Here is an 18479-nt window from a genome sequence, read left to right as displayed (position 1 = left end):
GCCCTCGCGAAAGCCTGTGACTGGGGGCTGGCGCATGACGAGCGTACCGCACATCGTGCGCCAGCCTCGTTACGGATGATGACCCGCTTCGGGGGCGAGCCTCCGCGTCGTGCGAGCACGGACTTCTTCGTGCTCCGGACTCCGCTGCTGCCCCTCCACGTGTTCTCTGAGTGGGCGTCTGGTGTCGAGCTGAGCCGGCTGGACGCCGCGTTGCCATGGGCGGAGCGCGTCGAGGCGGCCAGGAGCAGCCTGCGCTCCCGGCTTCGTGAGCTGCTCGGGCTGCCCGAGGTCCACGAGGCGATCCTCGTCTCCTCGTCCCACCTCGTTTCCAGCCTGGAGACCTGGCTGCGGACCCCGGACGGCCCCAGCGGGCTCAAGGTGGAGCGCGCCCTCGTGCGTTACCTCGCGCGAATGACGGGGCGCCCAACCCCCTTCGGGCTCTTCGCCGGGTGCTCCGTCGGCCAGCCTGGCCAGAAGACCCGGCTGGCCCTCCAGGGCCGGCAGGCCTACCAAAGACAGACTCGCCTGGACATGGACTACCTGGGCTCGCTCCTCAACGCCCTGCAACGGCAAGGCGCGGTCAGGCACCCTCCACGCTATTTCCCCAACTCCAGCCTCTACCGGACGGCGGGACGGTTCCGGTACGTCGAGTCCTCACAACAAGGCACGGAGCGGGCCTACGCGCTCGCGTCGGTGGAGGCGACTCCCTATCTCGAGTTCGTCCTGGAGCGCGCCCGGGAAGGAGCCCATCGCGAGGAGTTGGCCCAGGCCCTGGCAGAGCGGGAGGGGGATGTCAGCGTCACGGAGGCAGGCGAGTACCTCGACGAGCTCTTCACGCTCCAGGTGCTGGTCTCGGAGCTCGTCCCGGCCGTGACGCAGCCGGATCCTCTCCGGGAAGCCATCACGCAGCTCGAGAGGAATCCGTCCACGGCCCAGCAGGCCGGGCAGTTGGAGCGGGTTCATGGGCTGCTTGCCGAACTCGATGCCGCGGGGCTTGGACAACCGGAGGCGCGCTACCGAGCCGTTGCCTCGTGCGTGGAGGAGCTGCTGCCACCGCCGGAGCTCTCCAGGCTCGTCCAGGTCGACCTCTTCAAGCCCGTGGTCGAAGCAACGCTCGGGCGGGAGGTGATGGACGCGCTGCGCTCGGCCGTGGCGCTCCTCCATCGCATCAGCCCCCCGCGGCGAGATCCCCTCCAGAAGTTCAAGGAGGACTTCCTGCGACGCTACGAGCAGCAGGAGGTGCCGCTGGCCGAGGCGCTCGACGAGGACGTCGGGGTTGGCTTCGAGGCCGCGGGCGGGCCGGAGGCCAGTTGCTCTCCCCTGCTCAAGGGGCTGGCCTTCCCTGGCGCGCCCGGGGACACGCCGGAGTGGTCACGCGCCGGGGATCTGCTCCTGGACCGGGTCCAGCAGGTGGTCCGGTCCGGCGGCCGGGTGCTCGAGCTGACGGACAAGGACGTCGAGGCGCTCTCGGTCCCGGAGAGGCTGCCGCTGCCGGATGCCTTCTTCGTGATGGCGACGCTGGGGGCCGCTTCGGAGGAGGACCTCCGGCAAGGAGACTTCTCGCTGCTGGTGCGGATGGTGGACGGGCCTTCGGGAGTGAGGCTGCTCGGGCGCTTCTGCCATGGGAACGAGGCGCTCGGCTCCGCCGTCCGCCGCCACCTGCGCCTCGAGGAGGCGCTGCGGCCCGACGCCCTCTTCGCCGAGGTCGTCCACGTCCCCGCGGGCCGGGTGGGCAACGTCCTCACGCGTCCCGCGCTCCGGGCCTACGAGATTCCCTACCTCGGGCGCTCCGCGGTGCCGCCTGAAGCCCAGCTTCCGTTGGAAGATCTCCTGGTCTCCGTTCGCGACGGGCGGCTCGTCCTGCGTTCCCGCAAGCTGGGCCGTGAGATCATCCCCCGCCTGACGACGGCCCACGCGCACAGGTACCCCCATCACCTGGCGATCTACCGGTTTCTCGGGGCGCTCCAGAGCGAAGGGCACGCGGGCGGCTTGGCCTGGAGGTGGGGCGCGTTGGAAGGCGCGCCCTTCCTGCCGAGGGTCGTCGCCGGGCGTATCGTCCTCGCCAGGGCGCGCTGGCTGCTCCGCGCGGAGGTGCTGGAGGAGCTGGTGCAAGGCCCCGCGCACGCGCAGATCCGCCGGATGATGGAGCTGCGAAAGCAGTTGGGCCTGCCCAGGTTCGTCCTGCTCGCGGATGGCGACAACGAGCTGCCGGTGGACCTGGAGAATGTGCTCTGCGTGGAGTCCTTCGTGGCGCTCGCGGCGCGGCGGCGGGTGGTGAGCCTGACGGAGATGTGGCCGGCGCCAGGGGAGCTGTGCGCCCGGGGCCCTGAAGGCGCGTACACCCACGAGCTGATCATCCCCTTCGTGGGCCGCGAAGCCGAGCGGGAGGCCGTTTCCCTTCGCCCACCCGCGCCCCCTCCCGCTGGGAGACGGAGCTTCCCACCGGGCTCCGAGTGGCTGTATGCCCGGCTCCACGCCGGCTCCGGCCTCACCGATCGGCTGCTGCTCGAGGACGTCGCCCCCATCGTGAGAGCGCTCATGGCGTCAGGCAGCGCCGACCAATGGCACTTCCTGCGCTACTCGGACCCCGAGCACCACCTCCGGCTGAGGCTGCACGGCCCACCGGACGCACTGCTGCGTGAGGCCCTGCCGCGCCTGCACGACGCCCTGGCCCCCCTCCTCCAGGAGGGCCGTCTCAAGCGGTTTCAACTGGACACCTATGTCCGTGAGGTGGAGCGGTACGGAGGCAGCGAGGGAGTGCGCCTGGCCGAGGCGTTCTTCCACGTGGACAGCGAAGCGGTCCTCGCGACGCTGGAGGCACTGGAGGGGCTGGACGGTGATGCGCGGTGGCAGTGCGCCCTCTCGGGGATGGATCTGCTGCTCTCCGACTTCGGGTTCGACCTGGAGGCAAAGCACCGCATCGCCAGCCGGCTGCGCACCGCCTACGCCCAGGAGCACGGGGCAGGCAAGAGACTCGAGGCGCAGCTCAGCCGTCTCGCCCGTGAGCGGCGCCCCATCCTGGAGGCACTCCTGACGGGCCACGGCTCCGCCGGAAGCGCTGTGTCCTCGGGTCTCGCCGCCTTGCTGCGCCGGTCGGAGCGCCTGGTGCCTGTTGTCTCGCGGCTCCGGGAACTCGAGCGGAGCGGAGGACTGTCGCAGGGACTCGACGCGTTGGCCGCGAGCTACCTGCACCTGCACGTCAACCGGATGCTGAGGGACGCGCCACGCGCGCACGAGTTCGTCCTCTTCGATCTCCTGGAGAGGCTCTATGCGTCGTTCCGGGCGCGCGGGGTGCGCCTGGAGCCAGCAGCGAGGACGGACAAGGAGCGATTGGGATGATGGATGGCGATTGGAGTTGGCTGAGACTGGCGGGATTGCTGCTCGCGGTGGGCTGCGCCTCCGCGCCCGTCCCCCTCCCCCCACCCCATCCCACCGCGCCTCCGGCGCCCGCGGTCGTGGCCCCGCCACGTCCCTCCTTCCAGGTGTACCGGCTCCTGCCTGACGGGACGTCGTCCCCGTGGGGGCTGCTGCCTTCGGGGGAGGCCGCGCCCCAGGCGATTCCTGACGGAGACTGGTGCGCCGAACCGCTGGAGCCCGTGAGGACCGCGGACCAGGCCCAGGCGCTGGCCGCCGTGCTGCGCGAATACCGTGTCCCCGGTCTCTGCTTCGGGGAGAAGGGCCTCCCCGCCCCGGCCCTGCTCGCGCTCCTCGTCGAGGGCTCCTCCGTCGTATCGCTGCATCTCTCCGATACCGCGCTTGGCGATGAGCACCTCGCCGCCTTGAAGAACGCAGCGCGGTTGCAGGCCTTGCACCTCGACGGCACACGGATCACCGACGCGGGGCTCGCCTCTCTCCAGGGAATGCCACACCTGAGCGTCCTGCGGCTGGATGCCACCGCGGTGTCGGACCGGGGGCTTTCACTCCTCGCTTCACTGACGACGCTGCGCCGGCTCTCGCTCAGCGGCACGGCGGTGAGTCCGAGAGGGCTCGGCTTGCTCGCGGCACAGGCGGAGCTGGAGTGGCTGGATCTCTCGGACACCACGGTCGATGACACGGTCCTGGCGTCCCTGCCTGGGGACCGCTTGCACACGCTCGTGATGAGCGGCACCCATGTCACGAATGCAGGCCTCGACGCCCTGAGGAGGATGCCGGCCCTGCGCTCGCTGGGCCTGGCGCGGACAGCCGTCTCCGACGCAGGCCTGGCGCACCTCGGAGGGCTGCGCATGCTGGAAGCGCTCCACCTGGGAAGCACCGGGGTGACGGATGCGGGGCTCCTCCACATGGCGCGCTTGCCGGCGCTCCGGGTGCTGGTGCTCAGCAAGACACGCATCCGCGGCCCGGGGGTTCGTCACCTCGCCGGGCTCACACGGCTGGAGGTTCTCCATCTCGACGACACCCGGATCGGGAACGCGGCGCTGCGGCACCTTCAGGGCCTCCACGAACTGCGCGACCTGGAGCTGTCGCGCACGGCCGTCACCGGGAGCGGCCTTTCCGCGCTGGCCGGCCACCAGTCGCTCGAGAGCCTCGGGCTCTCGGGCCTCGCGCTGGAGGACGCATCGCTCGCCTCGCTGGAGCCCCTGGGGCGGCTCTCCCGGCTCGACCTCAGCGCCACGCGCATCGGCCCCGAGGCATTGAAGCAGCTCGGCTCGCGCATGGCCCTGCGGCACCTGGATCTGAGCCGGACGGGCTTCGACGACGGGTGGGTGGCCACCCTTCGAACCTTCTCCCAGCTCCAGTCGCTCCGCGCCATCCGCACGCTCCTCACGGACCTGGGGCTTGGCCAGCTCTCCGAGCTGCGGGAGCTGGAGTCACTCCAGGTCTCGGGGACCCCCATCAGCGGCTCGGGGCTGGTGCCGCTCCAGAAGCTGCCCCACCTCGTCAAGCTCGACCTGGGAGGCACCTGGATGAGCGACGACGGGGCGCGGATGCTCGAGGGCTTCGAGAAGCTCTCCTGGTTGAGCCTCGCCGGCACCCGCATCGGGGACGAGGCGCTCGCTCACCTCCCGCGCTCCCTGCTCACGCTGTACCTGCTGCGCACGAAGGTCACGGACGCCGGCATGCCCACGCTCTACCGGCTTCCCCTCCTTCGTGAGATCGATCTGCGCGATACGGCTGTCTCCGAGGCTGCACGGGCCACGCTGGTGCGCGAGCATGGCATCCGGATGATGTCCTTCCCCTGAGGCAGGCACAGGCCGCTCACCGCGCGAACAGCGGCCGGAACACGGGGGACGAGCGCAGCGCGGACACCATCTCGGCGATGCTGGCGGCCTCTCGCTCCGTCTCCTCCGCCCCATAGACCTCCTTCAGCCGGCCCATGACGCCCGCCTCGGAGCGCCCGTGCAGCAGCTCCTGGAAGATGAGGAGCGCCGTCTCATTGAGAGGGATTCCGAGCGTATCGCCCGAATCCGCCCCATCCGTGGACCTGGACAGCTCTTCGACCCAGCGCATCACCATCTCTTTCGGGTCTTCGTGCGGGTACCGCTGGCGTACCAGTCCCAGGAGCGACCCGGCATCATCGATATTGAGCAGCAGCGCGAGGAAGTACCGGTGCTCCTCCGTCTTGACCTGCGCGCGCCTGCTGACGAGCATCGACTGGCGTATCCGCTCCTGGAACACCGGGAGGAGCTGCTCGGCAAGCGAGCCATGCCTGCGGATGGCGACCTCCCAGAACTCCTCGATCGCCGTCTCCTCCTTGTAGATCTCCAGCAAGCGCTTGAAGAGGAGATAGCAGGTATGGATGTCCGAGCGCTCGATCAGCTCCGACAGCAGGCGCTTGCGAACCGCATGGGGGCTGTCTCGCAGGAGCGTCAATGATTGAAGGATCCTGTTGGTCTGGACATCCTCGTAGGTCGAGTCGATGGCCAGAAAGGGCTTCTTGTAGGAGTACTGCACCCCCGCGTTGGGGGTATGCAGGGTCCTCACGACGCACGTCACGGAGGGACGCTCCAGATGGAAGAGGGAATGGATGTAACGATTCCCCGGGAGGATCTGCTGGATGTCCCCCTCTTTCAGCTCGTTGAGGGACTCCAGCGAGAGCTCCCCAAAGGCCATACGGCTGTTGACCCTGTGCCGCTCATTCCAGCGGTACTGCCCATGGATGCTTCCGCCCTTGACGACCTGGAAGGCCCCACTGAACCCGTGCTGGTGGATGTCGGTGGTGCCATCCAGCCAGTAATAGAGATCAATGACGAACCGGTGGTCGGAGAACACCGTGACGGGCGGCTGCCCGAAGTCAGACCGTGCGGACAACTGTCGAGGGAAGGCCCGGGTGCTGAACAACCATTCGATGGGCTCCATGGGGTCGAAGCCCTTGTAGGGAGCCAGCTCCCGCAGGACACGCGCCGCAAGCTCGGGGAAGGCCTCCTCATCATGGTTGTACTTGACCCATCGTTCCTGAATGAGCCTCCCCATCTCCTCGAAGACGCGCACAGGTGCCCTCCACTTGGAAGTATGAGCAATGACGCCACTGTGCGATGGAAAAACAGACGCCGTCAAGGAAGCCTTTCAGGTGCGAATGCGTAGAACTTTCTTCGCGCGTTGAGGGCGGCGGCGAACGCGGCCCTCAACGCGCGATGTGTGTCTATTCTGACGGCGGGTTCGTCCCACGGGGAGGGTGGGACGGGGTGGCCGTCCGCTGCGTCGCAAGCCACCTTCTCCAGGAGGGAGAGCGGCGGATGGGATACGCGGATTTCGTGGCGCTGGCCGCCCGGCTGTTCGAGCTCTCGGGCGTGGGCGTGATGGTGGTGGGGGCGGTGGTCTCCGTGGCGCTCGTCCTCCGGGACGCACGGGGCTCGCGGCGGGCGGACGCGTACCGTCAACTGCGCCACCACCTCGGCCGCGCCATCCTGCTGGGCCTGGAGCTGCTCGTCGCGGCGGACATCATCCGGACGGTCGCGGAGGCCCCCTCCCTGGGACAGGTGATCATCCTGGGGCTCATCGTCCTCATCCGGACCTTCCTCAGCTTCACGCTGGAGGTGGAGGTGGACGGACGCTGGCCCTGGCAGCCCCGGCCCCGCGACGAGGAGGGGGCCGGCCCTCCGCGCCCTTGAGGTGCTTCCGGCTGGATGTCATTGGATGCCAGCCAGCCAGTGGCCGCTCCCCGGGCCGGTATGGACTGCCCACGGGGGGCGGGGATGCACACCCTCCAGGTCAGGCCACTCCCATGGTGGGAAGCGGCGTCACGGGGCCCTGCCTCCAAGCTCGCCGGGAAGGGCCGGGGTCAAAGGAGGCGCGCGTGGAGAGCCCCAGCGCAAGCTTCGACCCGGAGGCCATCGAGACCCTGTCCGACGCGCATTCCCGGCTGCTGCTCGAGACGCTGGTGGCGAGCACGCCGGTGGGGCTCGCGGTGGTGGACATGGAGCAGCGCTTCGTCCAGGTCAACGACGCGCTCGCCGCCATGAATGGCATTCCGCGCGCCGCGCACCTGGGGCGCAAGGTGCAGGACATCGTCCCGGAGATGTGGCCCGCCCTCCGTCCCCAGTATCAGCGCGTCCTGGAGGGCGGGGGCGCGCAGACGGTGGAGGTGGCGGGCGCCACCTCCAAGGAGGTGGGCGTGGAGCGCCACTTCCTCGTCAGCTACTACCCGGTGCGCACCAACGCCGGGGTGCTGCTGGGCATCGGCATCATCGTGTCGGAGGTCACCGAACAGCGCAGGGCCCACGACGCGCTCCAGGCCAGCGAGCAGCGCTACCGCTCGCTGGTGGAGGCCATGGCGCAGCCGGTGTGGTCCACCAACGCCCGGGGCGAGGTGGTGGAGCCCGCGCCGCGCTGGATGGCCTTCACGGGCCAGACGCGGGCGGAGCACCTGGGGCTGGGCTGGCTCTCCGCCATCCACCCGGAGGACCGCAAGCGCGTGGTGCGCGGCTGGGTGGACGCCCTGCGCACGAAGACGTCCTACCGGGGCGAGTTCCGCCTGCGCTTCCACGCCGGGGGCTACCGGGACGTCGTGGGCCGGGCGGTGCCCGTGTTCGGGAACAAGGGCGCCATCCGGGAGTGGGTGTCCACCGCGGAGGACATCACCGAGCGCAAGAAGGCCGAGGCCCAGGCGGAGAACGAGCGCGCACGGCTGCGCTCCGTGCTGACGAGCGCCCCGGCGTCCATCGCCATCCTCTCCGGCGAGCGGCAGGTCTTCACGCTGGTGAACCCCCTCTACAAGGTGCTGTCGAGAGGCGCGGAGCTGCTGGGCCTCTCCATCAAGGATGTCGCGAGCGAGCGGGCGCGTGAATACTCGCGGCTCTTGGAGAAGGCCTATCACCAGGGAGAGTCCTTCATCGAAAAGGAGGTCCCGGTCACCGCCGACCACCAGGGCGACGGGAGCCTGTCGACGCGGCAGTTCGACGTGGCGTACCAGCCGCTGCGCGACGTGCACGGGCAGGTGGACTCCGTGCTGTCGTTCGCCGTCGACGTGACGGACCGCGTGGAGGGCCGCAAGCAGTTGGAGGCGTCCGCCGCGTCGCTGAGGAACCAGCAGCAGTGGCTGGAGGCGATGCTGGACGGGACGCCCGTGGCCATCATCCTGGTGGAGCCCCGGACCGGCCGCATCATCTTCGCGAACCAGGCGGCCCGGCAGATGGCGGGCGGCGAGTTCCCCGGAGGCCTGCGGGAGGAGAGCTACAGGCGCGGCGGGCACCGCTTCACGGACGAGGCGGGCCGGGAGCTGCCCATGGAGGAGATCCCCGGCATCCGCGCGGTGAAGGGCGCTCCCGTGCACGCGGAGCCGGTCGTCTGGCACACGCCCACGGGGCACTACTCCCTGCTGGTGGAGGCGGCCCCCCTGCCCGCCCAGCACGGCCACCCGGAGGCGGTCCTCCTGGCGCTCCAGGACGTCACTGAATTGCGGAAGACCCAGGCCCAGCTCCAGCACGCCGTGTCGCTCCGGGACGAATTCCTGACGGTGGCGTCGCATGAATTGAAGACACCGCTGACGCCGTTGCAGCTCAAGCTCCAATCCCTGGTCAAGGACGTCCAGGCGGAGCAGACGCTGGAGTCGCTGCGGGAGCGCGTATTGAAGACGGCGGAGACCATGTCCGGGCAGATCCGGAAGATGACCACGCTCATCAACGACCTGCTGGAGGTGACACAGCTCACGGGCCCCTCCGCGCCGCTGCGGCTGGAGGCCGTGGACCTGACGGACGTGGTGCGCGACGCGGTGGAGCGCTTCCGGCCCCAGGCGGCGAAGGCGGGCTGTGAGCTCATCGTCCACGCGACACCGGGTGTCCCGGGCCGCTGGGACCGCCACCGGCTGGAGCAGGTGGTGAGCAGCCTGCTGTCCAACGCGCTGAAGTACGGCGCGGGCCACCCGGTGACGATTCGCGTGGAGCGGGTGCGCGGCCGGGCGCGGCTGAGCGTGAGGGACGAAGGCATTGGCATCCCGCCGGGGAGCGTCCAGGCCATCTTCGAGAAATTCACCCGCGCCGTGTCGACACGGCATTACGGCGGTCTGGGATTGGGCCTCTTCATCACCCGGCAGATCGTTGAAGCCCACCAGGGCACCCTGCGCGTGGAGAGCCAGCCCGGCCAGGGCGCGACCTTCATCGTGGAGCTGCCGGCGCCCTGACGCCGGTGAAACATACACAGCCGGAACACCAGGACCGAGCAGGTCGCCAACCCCATGCATCAGGGTGGCGCCGACCCCATTCCCTGCTCATCCCCTTCCGGGCGTGGCTATGTTTCGCGCCGGTGTCTGGGTATGATGACCGCCCGGGGGAGCGCGTCCCGCCAGAAGCGGGACCGAGCGCCATCATGCCCATGCCCAAAGTCCTGTCCGTGCACGGCGCCGCCGCCGCGGTCCTGTTGAGCGCCCTGCCCGCCTGGGCCCAGTCCGCCCTGCCCGGCTTCGAGCTGGAGCACCTGGAGTTCAACCCCGGCCGCGGCACCGCGGTGATGCGCAACGGCGAGCTGCTGGTGCCCGGCGGCATGAGCCTGGGGCTGGTGGGTCAGTATCAGCGGCTGCCGCTGGTGCTCCTCAACGGCGAGCGCCGCCTGGAGGCCGTGCGCGACCGCGCGTCCTCCGTCCTGGCGGGCAGCTACGGGGTGCTGCCGTGGCTGGAGGTGGGCGCGCAGGTGCCGGTGGTGTTGTGGCAGCAGGGGGATGATCCGGCGCCCCTGGGCCTGACGCCGCTGGCCTCGCAGGGCCTGGGCACGCCGGAGATACAAGCGCGCCTGGGGCTCCTGAACCGCCGCGACGAGCACCCCGTGGACCTCTCCATGGACCTGGGCGTGGGCCTGCCCATCGGCAGCGAGGCGGTGCTGGGCCGGGACTCGGGGCTGCGCGTGCGCGCCCTGGCCGCCATGGGCACGCAGGTGGCGTGGCTCAAGCCCACGCTGGAGGCCGGCGTGCTCCTGCGCTCGCGCAACCCGCTCTCCGCGACGGGCGCCTCCGGGCAGGCGCTGGAGGTCCGCCTGGGCGCCGGGGTGACGACGGCCGGACAGGGGCTGCGCGGAGAGCTGGCGGTGAAGGCCGCCTTCGCCGCGGACATGGCCCAGCCCGCGGTGGAGGTGCTCGGCGGCGGGCGCATCCCGCTGTCGGAGGGCCTGGAGCTGCACGCGCTCGCCGGGCCCGGCCTGGGACGCACGCCGGGCACGCCCATCGCCCGGGTGCTGTTGGGCGTGTCCTTCCGCCAGGAGCCTCCTCCCCGGATGGAGGTGCTCCCGGAGCCCGTGCCCCAACTGCGCCTGGAGGAACTCCAGACGCGGCCGGAGTACGTCCCGGACTCGAGCGTGGAGCCGGTGCCCACCCGCGAGCTGCTCCCCCCTGAACCCGCGCCGCGGTCCTCGCCATGACCTTCGAGCCGCGCGTCGTGCTCGCCGCGTTCGACGGCACCCAGCCGCCTCCGGACGGCGTGCCCGCGTGGCTCGCCCGGAGCTGGGAGGATCCGGACGGCTTCGCCGCCGCGATGGCCCCCGTCCACGCGGGCCGGAGCACTCCTTTCAAGAGCCGCACCGGCCAGCACCACGACTTCTTCCACGACCTGGTGGCCCGCCACGCCACCACGGACCGCATCGCGCTGCGCGCGTACTCGCGGACGCAGGGCTGGCGCACGCTGAGCTACCGCCAGCTCCAGGAGCAGGCCACGCGGCGGGCCACCGCCTGGGCGGGGGCGGGGGTGAAGCCGGGCGCGAAGCTGTGCCTGATGCTGCCGCCGGGCCCGGAGCTGATGGTGTCGCTGTGCGCCGCGCTGGGCCTGGGCGCGTGCGTGAGCCTGCTGCCGCCCGGGGCCCGCGCCTTCGTGGCGCGCCGGCTGGACGCGCTCGCGCCCCAGCACATCGCCGCGGAGCCGCACCAGGCCCCGCTCCTGGGCAAGCACGCCGCGCGGCTCCTGCCGCCGCAGACGCAGGTGCCGCCCGCGCTCGCGTCGTACACGTACAAGCCCTCGGAGCCGGTGGGCCTGCTCTTCTCTCCGCTGGCCAACCCCAGCGACGTGCCCGTGCCGCTCACCGCCGGGGACGCGTGGCGGAGCGCGCTGGTGGACGGGCTCCTGACCTTCGGCCTGTCCCCGGGGGACCACCTGGCCGCGCCGGGCTTCCACCCGCTCCAGCACCTGCCGGCGCTGTACTTCACCACGCTCCTGCGCGGCGCGACGTTCCTGCACGTGGAGCCCGCGGACCTGGAGGTCTCTCCCGCGCTGCTCACCGAACACCCCGTGCGCGCCCTGGGCCTCACGCCCGCCGTGCGCGACCTGGTGGCCCGCGCGCGCCTGCCGCTCAAGAGCGTGGGCCTGTGGTTCAGGGATCCGCAGGCGCCCTTCGACTTCCAGGCCTGGCGCGACGCCATCAAGGCCTGCGGGCTGGCCGGCGTGCCCGGCGGCAACGTGTGCGTGGACCCGGCGTGGGGAGGCGCGGTGCTGTGCTCGCACCGGCGCGCGGCGGCGGACGTGCACACGGACATCGCGCCCGCGCCCGGGCGCGCCTGGGCGCTGCGCGACTTCACGGACAGCGGGCAGGACGCCGCGGGGGACACGGGGCTCTTCACCCCGCTGCCCGACGCCGGACGGCCGCCCGCGCACGTCGTGCTGACGCGGGTGCGCGGCCAGTACCACCACCTCGGCGGGCGCGAGCCCCGGCGCGAGGGCCGGGTGTTCCTCTTCACGGAGGTCGCGGAAGCGCTGCGCGAGCCCCCCGGCCCCCGGCTGGACGCGGTGGGGCTGGCCGTGCCGGTGAGCGGCATGGCGGGCGCGTACCGCGGCGTGCTGCTCGTCTTCACCGGCGACCTGCCCCCGGGCGTGGAGGTCAGCGACGCGGACGTGCGCCGCCGCATCGAACAGGCCCTGGGCGCGGACGCGCTGCCGGACCGCATTGAGCGCTTCGCGCTCCACGCGCGGCGGCTGGACGGCCAGCAGGACGGGCCGGTGGATGAAGAGTGGTGCCGTTCGCAGTACCTCACGGGCTCCCTGAAGCTGAAGGCGGGGGACCCCCTGTTCCAGGCGCTCACGTCGCTGCGCGCCCGGGTGGAGTCGCGCTGATGGGAATCCAGGTCGTGTCCGGGGCCATGCTCCAGTGCAGCTTCGGCCTGGCGCCCTCGACGCTGTCGGTGCCGCCCGCCAACCAGGTGAACGCCACCGCGCCGGCGGCCACCATCATGGACAACATCCCGGGCGTGAACGTGCCGCCCTTCGGCATGTGCCAGTCCATGGCCAACCCCACCGTGGCCGCCGCCACCGCCGCCGCGATGGGGGCGCTCACCCCCATGCCGTGCATGCCCGTGCTCGTCGCGCCCTGGGCGCCGGGCTCGCCCACGGTGCTGATCAAGGGCAAGCCGGCGCTCACCGACAAGTCCCTGTGCAACTGCGCCTACGGCGGCATCGTGAAGATCAACGTGTCCGGCCAGATGAAGGCGCAGGTGAAGTGACTCACGGCAGGGGCACGTAGCGCAGGGGCGCCTCGCGCTGGGGCAGGCGCACCTCCAGCTCCACCACGTCCTCCGCGCTCCACACCGCGAACAGCTCCACCAGCCGGCCGCACAACAGGTCCACCAGCGGCAGCAGCGACGCGTCCATGGGCCCGAAGCCCAACTGGTACACGTACTTGAAGCCCGCCGCGCTCCGGGCGAAGGGCTTGGACTTCACGGACACCTCCGTGAGGGACGGCAGCAGGTCCCGGAAGTGCCGCTGCGTCCGCACGCCCAGCACCTCCAGGAGGAACAGCAGGTCCTCGCGCCCCAGGAACCGCTGCGTGCGCAGCGCCAGCAACTGCAACAGGGCCTGCTGCCCGTGCTCCACCGGGTTGTCCCCGCCGGGCGCCACCGCGCCCACCAGGCTCCACGGCACGCCCTCCAGGAAGCGGTCCGCCAGCACCGGCCGGTAGCCCCGCGCGTCGAAGCGCGGCGGCAGCGGCTGGTGCCACAGGCCGTCCACGCCCAGCCGCACCGGCTTGAGGAACGCGTCCGGCATGTCCAGCGCCAGCCACGACGTGCGCGAAAGCCCCTGGCCCTCGTGCTCCAGCTCGTACGTGTCCGCGCCTCCGGAGATGGCGCCCGGGCGCAGGGGCACCATGCCCTTGGGGGTCAGTTGGTACACGCCCGTGGCCGAGTTCAGCCGGAAGCCCATGGACGAATCCGGGTGCTGCACCGCGTGCCGCTCCTTCGTGCCGTCGTGCTCCACGGGCGACGCCATGGCGCGCTGCAGGTTCACCACCGGCACCGCGTGCGCCACGAATGAGTCCGGCCCCACCACCAGCTCCGACGGCCAGCGGCCCGTCATGCGCAAGGTCAGCGTGAAGCCCTGCCAGTTGCGGGGGGCCGGCGGGATGCGGGCCTCCAGGAAAAGCTCCTGCTGCGGGAAGTGCAGGAGCTGCCGCAGCCGCTGGAGCGGGTGTTCGGACGACTCGCCCTCCGCGGGCACCGGACGGGGCGCGCCGAAGCGCACCGGGCCCGAGTGCGCGTCGAAGGGCTTCACCTCGTGCTCCATCCCCCCGTCGTCGAAGCTGACGGTGGCGGAGCGCACGGCGCTCTTCAGTTGGAAGAACACCGCCAGGGACGCCCGGAAGTCGTTGAGGTGGTTGACGTGCAGCCGCACCTCGCCCGGCGAGTCGTTGCGCGGGAAGCCGCCCTCGAAGACGAGCCGCAGGAGCGCGCCGTCCTCGCCCTGGCGCTCCAGCCGCGCCTGGGTGAGCCGCACGGGCAGCAGCCGCACCGGGGCCAGCGTGCGCAGGGAGAGCGGCCCGGTGGGACCGCCGCCCGGGCCCGGGTTGAGGAGGAAGGGCGTGCCCCGGGGCAGCTCCGCGGCGTCCACGAAGCGCGCGTCCGGCTCCGCGCGGAACATGGCCATGGCGGGGATGGGGTTGAGCAGGTAGGCGAAGTGCTGCTGGAACAGCCGCAGCGTGCTGCGCTCCAACGCGCGCTGCCCCGCCCGGCGCGTGCGCGCGGTGAACAGGGCCATGGCCTCCGTGAGCCGCCGCACGTCCGCGTCCTCGCCATCCAGCGGCGCGGAGGGGTGCAGGGCGGTGTAGCCCAGGCGGAACTTCTCCAGCGCCTGGAGCTCCTCCAGGAACGACGCGTAGAGCGCTTCATCCATCCGCATGGCCTACTCCCCCTCCTGCACGCGCAGGAACATCCGGCCCTCGGCCACCTCGATGAGCTGGGTGTCCTTCTCCAGGGTGCGCTGGATGCGCAGCATGGGCTTCGAGTCCTGGTACAGGTGCTGGATGGACGTCTCGCTCTTGTCCGTCTTGCCCAGCAGCAGGTGGTTGCCCTGCGACTCCTTGGGGAGCCGCGCGCCGGGGCGCCACTCCAGGAAGCGGTCCATGCGCGCGTGCTGGTAGTCCAGCGACACCAGCACCCGCGTCCCCTTGTCCGCGGGGAAGTAGAAGTGTCCGGGCTGCTGGTGCGGCTCGTAGGGACAGCGCACCTCCTTGTCCCACAGGGGCAGCTTCACCCGGTACGACTCCACCGACGTCTCCTCGTCCTGGCGGATCTGATACGTGCGCTCCGGATCCGCGCCCTCCTCGCTGACCACCCGCCCCTCCGCGAGGAAGGGCCAGCGCGGCGGCCGGAAGCGCGGGCGCCGGAATGTCGGGTCCGCCGCCTCCTCCAGCGTGGCCTTCAGCGACAGCGCGTAGTCGTTGGCGGTGCTGTCCGGGTCGTGCGCGGCGTCGGGCTCCACGGCGCGCGCGTCCAGCTCCAGCGTGTGGAGCCGGTACTGCTTGCCGTGCGTCGCGGCCTGCGTGCTGAAGCCCCCCAGCGTGTAGAGGCCGTTGAGCACCAGCGACGCGCGGGGGTAGCTCGCGAAGGCCAGCCGCAGCTCCGGGCCTTCCAACTGCTGGCGCTTCGTCTCCAGCGTCACCCGGTCCGTGAGCGTGCCCTCCAGCGTGGAGGTGACCAGGCACTCGGTGATGACGCCCGCGATGGCGTCCGCGTTCTCCACCGCCTTGCGCTTCGTGCCGGCGTCCACGTAGCTGTTGAGCACCGACAGCGCGTCCCGGCGCGGCTCCGGGTAGCGCAGGTCCACCTGCTTCACCTCGTCGCGGGTGAGCACCAGCGCCTCGCCACCCTCGGGCTTCGCGTTCGCGAGCGTGTACTTCCCCGTCGCGTAGTCCAGGAACATGCCCGCGTGCATGCGCGCCTGCACCCAGTGCACGAAGTCCAGGAAGCTGGCGCCGGAGTCGTCATCCGCGCCCAGCCCCAGCGCGTGCAGGCCGTGCTTCGTCCCCGCGGCCTCCCACTCGTAGGCCACGTCCAGCCCCCCGGGCGTGTTCGCCTGGAGGACCGCCTGCAGCGTCTCGTCCACCCACACGCCGCTGGGGAAGTGGCGGCGCCACAGCATCGCGGCGGGGTCCACCAGGCGGATGCGGTAGCGCCGCTGCATCACCGGCGCGTCCTTCACGTTCGCCAGCGAGCGCTCGCGGACGTGGCGCTCCTCCACCCGCCCGATGAGCTTCAGCGGCAGGGCCTCCGCGCCCTCGCGCCCCTCCGCCTGCGCGCCGTAGCGGCGGTCCACGGTCAGCGTCGCCGTCAGGGGCTTCGTGTCGGTGAAGGGGGTGAAGAGCGTGTCCTCGTCCCCGCTCTCCTTGCAGAGCACCCACCACTCGATTCGCGCCTCGAAGCCGTAGGCGTGTGCCTTCACCGACAGGCGCTTGATGCTGCCCGCGGGCAGCTTGAAGGCCTTGTCGCCGGCCTTGAGGTCCAGCGTCACCTTCAACTGTTCGGTGAACCTCATGGGTCGTCCTCCCCGGCCGCCTCTTCCGGAGGCCGTTCGCGCAGGCGGCGCGAGCCCGGGTCCAGCAGCAGGTCCATGGGCTCGTGGGAGTCACGCAACAGCAGGCGCACCACCAGGCCGGGCGCGCCGCCCGCCGCCGCGGGCACCTCGTCGATGGCCACCACCTCCACGCGCGGCTCGTAGCGCGACAGCGTCTCGCGGATCTCCGCGCCCAGGCCCGAAAGGCGCTCCGCGTCCGAGCGGAACCCCGTCTCCGTCAGCCCGAAGCCGGGCAGCACGGAGGCCGCGCCCCGCTTCGCCTGGAGCAGGTGGCCCAGGTTTCGGAGCACGGCCTCACGCTGCGTCTCCACCACCCCCAGGAACTTCCGGTGCAGAAAGCCCACGGTCCCCTCCCCTCCTACCGTCCGGCCGCCTTCGGCGTGCCCATGGTCATGCCCTGCCGGTCGCCTTCGGCGCGCGGAGGCGCGGCCACCGGCACGGACGTGTCGCCCAGGAAGATGAGCTGCCGCAGCGGCTTGCCCTCCGCGCCCGGCAGCCGCTCGTAGCCCAACTGTCCCCGGGGCCCCAGGCGCACGGTCCGCCCGTGCGCGAGCACCGTCAGCACCACCTCCAGTTGCAGCCGCGCGGGGACGAGCAGCGGCAGGATGTGCCGGTGGAAGCGGTGGCGCACCCGCGCGGGCCAGTCCCGCCCGCGCATGTCCGCCTCCTCGTCCGCGAACACCTCCACCTGGAAGCCCCCGATGTCCGCCGCGTACGTCTGGCCCAGGATGCCCGTGCCATCCAGCGGCGTGGGCCCGTGGGTGGGCCGCATGCCGGAGAAGCGCGTGCGGAAGGAGCGGCGGACGCACGTCACGCGCAGCTCCGGGAACACCTGCTGGAACAGCCACTGGAGCGTGGCCTGCGAATCCACGCCCACCATGCGCAGGTAGAAGCACTTCGTGCGCTCCCAGTCCCCCACCAGGCTCGCGTCCCGCTCGGGGTGCAGCGCGTCCACCAGCGCCAGCATCAGCCGGTGGTCGAAGAAGCGGATGAAGTCGAGGAACGGCTCCGGCTCCGGAAGCTGCTCGGCCACCTGGAGGAAGTAGCTGGGCAACAGGCCCGGCGTGCTCAAGAGGCCCAGGTTGAGCGTCACCACCACCCGGCGCACCGGGGAGACGTGGAACGCCACCGCCTCCACCAGCGAAGTGGACGCCACCGGCTCCGGGTTGCCCTCGAAGAGCACCCGGTCCCGGCCATAGCCCTGCGTCTCCAGCAGCCGCAGGAGCGGCCCCAGGTCGAAGTCCCTGGCGCGGGCGCGGATGCGCCGCTCCAGCGGGGACAGCAGCGGCGAGGCGCCGTTCATGACCGGGACCGCCTCACTCGCCCGGCCCCACGAAGGCGCCCAGGTCCACCTGGTAGAACTGCGACAGCGTGCGCCACTCCATGGAGTCCTTGCGCTCCCAGTGCTCCTGGATGTCCCCCACGTGGCGGTTGAGCAGCGCGCCGAACGACGAGAACAGCTCCGGCAGGTAGCGCCGGGGGTCGAAGTCCTCCAGCGTCCGCAGCACGTCGTCGCTCACCAGCGCGGCCTTCTGGAAGTCCCCGCGCTCCACCAGCACCTCGAAGGCCTTGAGCTTGTCGCACAGCTCCAGCAGGTGCGCGGACCCGCGCAGTTGCAGCGGCCCCGTCGCGCGGGGGAACGGCGAGGGCGGCGCCGCGGCGGCCTTCGCGCCCCGGCCCTTCGCGGGAGCGGCGGGCTTCGCGGGCTCCGGGGCCGGCGCGGGGGCGGCCGCGCGCTCCTGCGTCTCCTTCAACCACTGCCCCAGCCCCGCCAGCCCCTGGGCCCCGTTGCGGAACGCGGGGCCCTCCAGCGCGCCCTGCAGCGCCTGGATGCCGCGCAGGGCGTCCTTGCGCCTGCCGTCCGTGAAGCCCTTCGTCCACGTCTCCCAGCCGGCGTCCTTCTTGCCGTGGTGATACTTCAGCGCGCTCACCAGCGTCTGGAACAGCCACGTCAGCGCCTTGTTGAGCAGCACCGCGGGCTTGGACTTGTCCTTCGCCTCTCCCCGCGCGGACTCCTCCGCCGCCGCGCGCGCGAGCGCGACCAGCACCTCCAGCACGTCCGGCAGGCGCCCGAGCCCGTCCTCGCGCAGCGCCGTGAAGAGGTAGTAGGCCGACAGGCGGACCTCGTAGACGCCCTCCGCGTCCAGGGCCTCGATGGCGTCCGCGGCCTCCGCGTAGGCCTCCCGCTGCACCAGGTCCGCCACCGTGAGGAAGCGCGGGTCGTGCGACTCCAGGCGCTCCAGCGTTCCGCCCTCCACGGGGCGCAGGCACAGGCTCAGGTCTCTCATG

Annotated in this window: 13 protein-coding genes; 7 read left to right on the top strand and 6 right to left on the bottom strand. The window is 71.5% G+C overall.

From position 1 onward, the window contains the following. Positions 1-75 precede the first annotated feature (75 nt). Both K8612_RS21825 and K8612_RS21820 read left to right on the top strand, forming a co-directional pair. Positions 76-3339, top strand: a complete 3264-nt coding sequence (locus tag K8612_RS21825; RefSeq protein ID WP_223763710.1) for a lantibiotic dehydratase — start codon at positions 76-78, stop codon at positions 3337-3339. Continuing rightward, positions 3336-5180, top strand: coding sequence for a leucine-rich repeat domain-containing protein (locus K8612_RS21820; protein ID WP_223763709.1), 1845 nt, complete (start codon positions 3336-3338; stop codon positions 5178-5180). The genes K8612_RS21825 and K8612_RS21820 overlap by 4 nt, the downstream gene beginning before the upstream one ends. A 16-nt stretch (positions 5181-5196) precedes the next feature. On the opposite strand, the gene K8612_RS21815 is transcribed toward K8612_RS21820, so the two are convergent. Next, the gene (locus tag K8612_RS21815; RefSeq protein WP_223763708.1) at positions 5197-6429 is read right to left on the bottom strand and encodes a hypothetical protein; all 1233 of its coding nucleotides are present in this window, start codon (positions 6427-6429) and stop codon (positions 5197-5199) included. Between the two features lie 245 nt (positions 6430-6674). Here K8612_RS21815 and K8612_RS21810 point away from each other — a divergent pair, with 245 nt between their 5' ends. From K8612_RS21810 to K8612_RS21790, 5 genes are all read left to right on the top strand, one after another. Continuing rightward, positions 6675-7049, top strand: coding sequence for a DUF1622 domain-containing protein (locus K8612_RS21810; RefSeq protein ID WP_223763707.1), 375 nt, complete (start codon positions 6675-6677; stop codon positions 7047-7049). Between the two features lie 185 nt (positions 7050-7234). Further along, positions 7235-9556, top strand: coding sequence for a PAS domain S-box protein (locus K8612_RS21805; RefSeq protein ID WP_223763706.1), 2322 nt, complete (start codon positions 7235-7237; stop codon positions 9554-9556). A 185-nt stretch (positions 9557-9741) separates the two neighbouring features. Beyond that, entirely contained in the window at positions 9742-10782 is a 1041-nt protein-coding gene (locus K8612_RS21800) for a hypothetical protein (protein WP_223763705.1), read from the top strand. Beyond that, on the top strand, positions 10779-12461 hold the full coding sequence (locus K8612_RS21795; protein WP_223763704.1) for an AMP-binding protein: 1683 nt from the start codon (positions 10779-10781) through the stop codon (positions 12459-12461). Before K8612_RS21800 ends, K8612_RS21795 begins: the two co-directional genes overlap by 4 nt. Further along, entirely contained in the window at positions 12461-12847 is a 387-nt protein-coding gene (locus K8612_RS21790) for a DUF4280 domain-containing protein (RefSeq protein WP_223763703.1), read from the top strand. The genes K8612_RS21795 and K8612_RS21790 overlap by 1 nt, the downstream gene beginning before the upstream one ends. Position 12848: 1 nt before the next feature. Here K8612_RS21790 and K8612_RS21785 read toward each other — a convergent pair whose 3' ends face one another. From K8612_RS21785 to K8612_RS21765, 5 genes are read right to left on the bottom strand one after another with little or no spacing between them, the layout of a single operon-like run. Further along, the gene (locus K8612_RS21785; RefSeq protein ID WP_223763702.1) at positions 12849-14516 is read right to left on the bottom strand and encodes a type VI secretion system baseplate subunit TssF; all 1668 of its coding nucleotides are present in this window, start codon (positions 14514-14516) and stop codon (positions 12849-12851) included. 3 nt (positions 14517-14519) lie between these two features. Further along, a complete protein-coding gene (locus K8612_RS21780) occupies positions 14520-16151 on the bottom strand; it encodes a hypothetical protein (protein ID WP_223763701.1) in 1632 nt (543 codons plus the stop codon). Further along, on the bottom strand, positions 16148-16534 hold the full coding sequence (locus tag K8612_RS21775; RefSeq protein ID WP_223743148.1) for a GPW/gp25 family protein: 387 nt from the start codon (positions 16532-16534) through the stop codon (positions 16148-16150). Before K8612_RS21775 ends, K8612_RS21780 begins: the two co-directional genes overlap by 4 nt. Positions 16535-16548: 14 nt before the next feature. Continuing rightward, positions 16549-17493 carry a hypothetical protein gene (locus tag K8612_RS21770; RefSeq protein WP_223763700.1) on the bottom strand — a complete coding sequence of 315 codons (945 nt, stop codon included), beginning with the start codon at positions 17491-17493 and terminating at the stop codon, positions 16549-16551. Positions 17494-17506: 13 nt separating this feature from the next. Beyond that, the gene (locus tag K8612_RS21765) at positions 17507-18478 is read right to left on the bottom strand and encodes a type VI secretion system protein IglI family protein (protein ID WP_223763699.1); all 972 of its coding nucleotides are present in this window, start codon (positions 18476-18478) and stop codon (positions 17507-17509) included. Position 18479 lies beyond the last annotated feature (1 nt).

This window comes from Corallococcus sp. AS-1-6, assembly GCF_020037015.1.
GTDB lineage: Bacteria > Myxococcota > Myxococcia > Myxococcales > Myxococcaceae > Corallococcus.
The sequence above is the reverse complement of the archived record's forward strand: the minus strand, read 5'-3'. Positions and strand labels throughout refer to the sequence as shown.